At 77.2% G+C, this 513-nt stretch carries 1 protein-coding gene; it reads right to left on the bottom strand.

Annotated features, from left to right (window positions below):
* Nucleotides 1-386: DUF6118 family protein (locus KZZ06_RS20085; RefSeq protein ID WP_257884515.1), on the bottom strand; the 386-nt coding region annotated here is incomplete at its 3' end.
* Nucleotides 387-513: the final 127 nt, after the last annotated feature.

The raw sequence follows: 513 nt of genomic DNA, 5'->3' as shown, positions 1-513 counted from the left end.
CGCTGCGCCCGGCGTGTCCGGGCCGAGCCCAGCATCGCGGCCAGGTCCTGGCTGGCGTCGCTGATCGCCGCAGCCGCGCACTCGGCGTTGCGTAAGGCGGGCCGGGTGGCGCTCTCCGCCGCGCGCTCGATCCGGGCCGCCACGCTCTCCGGCGTCATCTGCAGGGCCGGGTGCCGCTCCAGCCGGGCCAGGATGCTGCCGATCTCCACCTGCGCCTTCGCGATCCGGCCCAGGCTCAGGCTGTAATCCGGCGCCCGGCCCTCCCGGATGGCGGGCTCCAGCGCCTGGATCGCGCGGCGTAGATCCGCGACCTCGGCCCGCAGGTCCTCGAACGCCCGCGCGGCCTCGTCGGACCCGTCCTCCGGCTCGGGGGCGCCTGGGCTCATGCTGCCTCCACGCTCTACCGGCTGAAGCCCGGGCTCGGCCCGCTCCGCACCACCGCGCGCGCGGAGCGCCCGTCGAGAGCCCGCGCCAGACCGGAGCCGGGTTGGAGGCCGAGGTCGCGGGCTTGGC

Source organism: Sulfitobacter sp. CW3 (assembly GCF_019392245.1).
Classification (GTDB): domain Bacteria; phylum Pseudomonadota; class Alphaproteobacteria; order Rhodobacterales; family Rhodobacteraceae; genus Sulfitobacter.
This window is presented reverse-complemented; position numbering and strand designations above follow the sequence as displayed.